Here is a 4,338-nt window from a genome sequence, read left to right on the forward strand (position 1 = left end):
TTGGCTGTTCTCATGGAGGATTCTCCCCCTCAATCTGAATCTGAGTTGATTCTACCAGATACGTGGGGGTGAAGGCATTACAAAATCAGTCAAAGTCGAGGCTGAAATCAAAACTAAACAGCCTCAGGTGCGTCAAGGAGGGAATAGAATGGCGAATACCAAGGTAGAAGTAGAAAAGTTGGGGTTGAGCCGAAAAGAGGTTGCCGCAGCCACCGGCTTGAGCCTATCAACGGTCAGTAATGCGATCAGGGAGGGCAGGATTCCGAGCGTAAGACTTTCCCCTCGCAGGATAGTGGTCAGCAAGAAGACTTTGGAGGCTATCCTGGACGGCAGTCTCAGAATCAGCTAACGAAAATCTTGCACATAGATGTAGTCGTGACAACAGCAACGAAGTGGTTTCGAGTGAACAGGCATAATCCATGCCCGATATGCTGCAAGTCTGATTGGTGCTTGATCGCCCATGACGGTCACGCCGCCATCTGCGCCAGAATCCAAAGTGACAAGGCAGCCGGAAGCAAGGGCGCGGGTTGGCTGCACCATCTTGAGCCATCAAGGCCGTGGCCACCGGTCAGGATACAAAAATCAGCGGCAATTGAAGAAAAGAAGGCACCGCCGAGCGTATTGAATAGGACGTATTCGGCTCTTCTGGAGGAGTTGCCTTTATCCGAAAGGCACCAAGAAAACCTTCAGCGCAGAGGACTGTCTGATCAGGAAATATCCACTCTAAACTATCGAACATTACCTCAAAACGGACGTCGTGAGATTATTTCAAGGCTACTAGCTAATGAGATCACACTCCAAGGGGTTCCTGGATTTTATTATCTTCGAGATTGTGAATGGCAATTGTTCGGGTCAATGGGGATACTCATCCCGATTCGGGATATCATAGGCCGGGTTGTGGGGCTTCAAGTTAGGGGCGATGGCAAGAAGACTGGAAAGTACAAGTGGGTATCGAGTAAGGGCTTCCCTCAAGGTTGTTCATCGGGCGCACCCATTCATGTCGCCAGCAGGGAATCGGGCAGCAGTGACATATGGGTCACTGAAGGGGCGTTGAAATCCGATATCGCGGCACTGAGGCTTAAGGCAACGGTTTTAGCTATCGCTGGGGTCTCAAATTACGACGGCATCTTTCCGATTCTCAAGGAACTGAAACCTCGGCGGATAATTCTAGCCTTGGATATGGATCGATTCACGAATCCCACAGTCAAGCAGCATTGTGAAGCCTTCATTTGCCGTCTTAGATGTTACTATCCGACGTTCGAGGCGACTTGGGATAGCAGGTATAAAGGCATTGACGATCTTGTCACGGGGGCAGAGTAATGGTCGAAGTCATTATCACTGAGGTAAAGCTAGAGTCAAAGAGGAAATTTGACTGGCATGACCACGCAGTAAGGCATGATGCGCTTCTCGGTAAGAAGTTGAATCCAATTGAGTTCTTGGTGCGTGACATGTTGGTCAATGTAGGCACTGGGGTGATTGCAGGTCCTAAGAAGAAAAGGAAGTCCTTTATGGCTACGCAACTAACTCATTCAGTGGCTTCTGGGAAGCCATTTCTCGGACACGCCGTCAAGCAAGGATCGGTTGTACATTTCGCTCTCGAGGATGGGGAAAGACGGACTCAAGCGCGGATTCAGAGGCAATCAACAATGCCCGGGTTGCCTATTACGTGGTTCTACCAGTGGCCTGCTTTTAACACATCTTTAGGCTTTGAGCAGTTGAGACTAATGCTGGCAGAATTGAAACCAGCACTCGTCGTTGTCGACACTTTTGCCAAGTGCCTTAACGGTAAGCCAGACCAGAACTCAGCAGGTGACATGGCCGATTTTGGGAATCGAATTCATGATCTTGCGCTTGAGATGAACACTATGATCTTATTCATTGCCCACCACGGAAAAATGAGCACCCGCGATCCAGGGTTCGACATCAGAGGCAGTTCCGCTATTCCTAGTTCAACCGATGTGAATATTGGCCTATACCGGAACTCAGACGATACATTCGACCTCATAGGTGAGGGCAGGGACATTGAAGATTTTGATCTTAGGGTGAAATTCGACACGGAGGCCAAGTGGGTTTGGGAATATGTTGGCGAGGCGAAGGATGCTCGAAGGGAAGAGGCAGAAAAGGCCATCATTAGGGCTATAGAATTTCTCGGTGGCAACGTTGAGGCATCTGCTATTGCTGATGAGATAGGAATCACTAGACCGTCGGTGCAACCTCAGTTGAAGCGGATGCGCGAGGAAGGCACCATAGCATGTGTAATTGAAGGAACCAAACCGAAGAAGATTCTATATAGCTTAACATCTTCATCTACTTCATCATCATCATCATCATATAATCATCTTCTTCATCGACAAAATACTGATGCTGTTGATGAAGTAAGTGATGTTTATAAAAAGCCTCACAATACTTTTGACTTTTGATGGTTAGGGGTGAGCGATGGAAGTCATAGGCCTATTAAAGGAATTGAGAGAGGGAGGTTTTCGGGTCTGGGTCGAAGATAATAAATTACGCGTTAATCCTGGCGATGAACTCTCCCCAAAGCAAGTAGAATTCATTAAAGCTAACCGAGATGCCATTATTGACCATCTCACTAGTAAACCCAAGCTGGTTGAAATGCAAACCCCTGAGTGGCACTCCAAGGAAGTTGCCCGTTTGGTCATAGAGGAAGGCATTTGCATATTCTGGAGTGAATTTGATAAAGAAATCGTCGCCTTTGTGCGGAGTGATTCTTTACGAAGCCAGGTACCGGCTGGGATCGTCGTCTACACCGCAGAAGAAATCCAAAGAATATGGTCTGGAGATCGGATAATGGATAGCCAAAGACGATTGATCCACGAAGCCAAGAAGCGTGGCGATGCACAAGTTATGGAGGTACTAAAAGATGACAGACTGTAAGACCTGCACCAAATCACAGGAGGTAATCGAAAATGCTTGTTGCTGGTAGGCCGGTAGGTGTGGCGCAATTGCCACCGGAGGAGCTTAGTCTTGAAACACGGCAAGAATTCTATACTGTCATGGCGTCACTCTCATATTCCGAAAGACGCGCATTGGCTAGAGCTCTGTTCTTGAAGCCATCTACCATTGAGGGGTATCGGTATCACCGCCGGTGGCCACGGGGTGATGTGGCCAAGAGGGTGATCGAATGGAACCGGCAAGGGAAACCAATCATATTCGAAAAGCACGAAATGAATTTTGGTTCGCTGTAACTGACGGCGGGTCAGGTGATAATACCCAAACACCCCCTATATATATAGGGATGCACGCGGAACAGCGCGATCTGTCGGCTCTATAACATAAAGGCTTTTCCGAATCTGGAAGTGCGCGAATCCCGCGCAGAAGAGAGGGAACAGCGGATGGATTATCGAGGACTACCTGGCCTAGCGGAAACGCAGGTGTTATTAGCCTTGCACCAGAACGTCCGGACGTATCTCTACGGAAATCAGATGGTACCCGCTGCGACCCTGACGAACTTGGCTGCGGACACTGGTATATCCGAGGACTCATTGCGGCATGCTCTTCGCCGGCTGGAGCTGCGGCGTTCCGTGTTATCTTTTCCGGCGATGGTCCACAGCAGGATGCGGAGGGTTGTATTCCATTACCCGACACGGGCAATTGTCCTTGCGCGACCGGCATATTCAGTTGAAGGTATTGGAGAAGCGTGGAATCACAATTTCATGGGAGAGTCTTCTTTGATTCGTGGCGAGATCGAAGGCAAGACTCAATGTGTAAAAGATTTTGCAGACGCACCAACTTTCATGAGTGGGCAACATGGCGTTTCCAGACTGCGATATGGACGTCAAAGAGAGCCGGCGTCGATGGCCAGAACATTGCAGTAAACCAGCCCAACGGGGTAGTCTACGCCGAGCCAAACAATCGGGGTTCGAAAAACAGCGCGTATTGCGAATCTGACACAGCCGTTTGAATATCTATCAAATGGAAGGTAACTTTTTTGACAAGGGGGTAGATCGTGGAATTCGATAAGAAATTATTGCAGCCCGCGTGGGCTGGCGATCTGACACCAGATGAGCTGTCCTTTATCAAAAGTCGGTTAAAGTCCGACCGGCGACTGCGTGCCTTGTGGGGAATGCCAAGGGGCACTGGCAAAGTGAACGATGAGAAAATCCGCCTAGTGACAATGGGTGGAATCGGTGCCCGTGACTTGTCATCTCACGAACCATCGGAAGGCGTTTTCCACGCACGACGAAATTTAGACTAAAGTTAAACACGATCAAATGAAGCTGGCGACGAGCCTGTTGTAATGCACATTGTAGCCAGTACTATGCTTGACAATTCCTGGGTGAATCGTTTATAATTGCAGTATGGCAATCAGAGGCGGCA

6 protein-coding genes are annotated in these 4,338 nt (G+C 48.9%); all 6 read left to right on the plus strand.

Going from position 1 to position 4,338, the window contains the following annotated elements; translation table 11 throughout:
* The first annotated feature begins 148 nt into the window (after window positions 1–148).
* The 6 genes from PHV74_15050 to PHV74_15075 all read left to right on the plus strand — a co-directional run bounded on the left by PHV74_15050 (window position 149) and on the right by PHV74_15075 (window position 3,836).
* A complete protein-coding gene (locus PHV74_15050) occupies window positions 149–349 on the plus strand; it encodes a helix-turn-helix domain-containing protein (GenBank protein MDD5095673.1) in 201 nt (66 codons plus the stop codon).
* 506 nt (window positions 350–855) lie between these two features.
* Complete coding sequence (locus PHV74_15055) at window positions 856–1,320, plus strand: hypothetical protein (GenBank protein MDD5095674.1); 465 nt, start codon at window positions 856–858, stop codon at window positions 1,318–1,320.
* Window positions 1,320–2,420, plus strand: a complete 1,101-nt coding sequence (locus PHV74_15060; GenBank protein ID MDD5095675.1) for an AAA family ATPase — start codon at window positions 1,320–1,322, stop codon at window positions 2,418–2,420. Before PHV74_15055 ends, PHV74_15060 begins: the two co-directional genes overlap by 1 nt.
* A gap of 16 nt (window positions 2,421–2,436) precedes the next feature.
* Window positions 2,437–2,895, plus strand: coding sequence for a hypothetical protein (locus PHV74_15065; protein ID MDD5095676.1), 459 nt, complete (start codon window positions 2,437–2,439; stop codon window positions 2,893–2,895).
* Window positions 2,896–2,927: 32 nt separating this feature from the next.
* Window positions 2,928–3,206 (plus strand): hypothetical protein, encoded by a 279-nt coding sequence (locus PHV74_15070; protein ID MDD5095677.1) that lies wholly within the window; start codon window positions 2,928–2,930, stop codon window positions 3,204–3,206.
* Between the two features lie 111 nt (window positions 3,207–3,317).
* Window positions 3,318–3,836, plus strand: a complete 519-nt coding sequence (locus PHV74_15075; GenBank protein MDD5095678.1) for a hypothetical protein — start codon at window positions 3,318–3,320, stop codon at window positions 3,834–3,836.
* Window positions 3,837–4,338 lie beyond the last annotated feature (502 nt).

The organism is Dehalococcoidia bacterium, assembly GCA_028711995.1.
Lineage (GTDB): Bacteria > Chloroflexota > Dehalococcoidia > SZUA-161 > SpSt-899 > JAQTRE01.

What these genes read in the sequence shown, in the direction of transcription:
- PHV74_15070 (MDD5095677.1), top strand. Translation starts at nt 2,928, where the DNA reads ATGCTTGTTGCTGGTAGGCCGGTAGGTGTGGCGCAATTGCCACCGGAG.
- PHV74_15065 (MDD5095676.1), top strand. Translation starts at nt 2,437, where the DNA reads ATGGAAGTCATAGGCCTATTAAAGGAATTGAGAGAGGGAGGTTTTCGG.
- PHV74_15060 (MDD5095675.1), top strand. Translation starts at nt 1,320, where the DNA reads ATGGTCGAAGTCATTATCACTGAGGTAAAGCTAGAGTCAAAGAGGAAA.
- PHV74_15050 (MDD5095673.1), top strand. Translation starts at nt 149, where the DNA reads ATGGCGAATACCAAGGTAGAAGTAGAAAAGTTGGGGTTGAGCCGAAAA.
- PHV74_15055 (MDD5095674.1), top strand. Translation starts at nt 856, where the DNA reads ATGGGGATACTCATCCCGATTCGGGATATCATAGGCCGGGTTGTGGGG.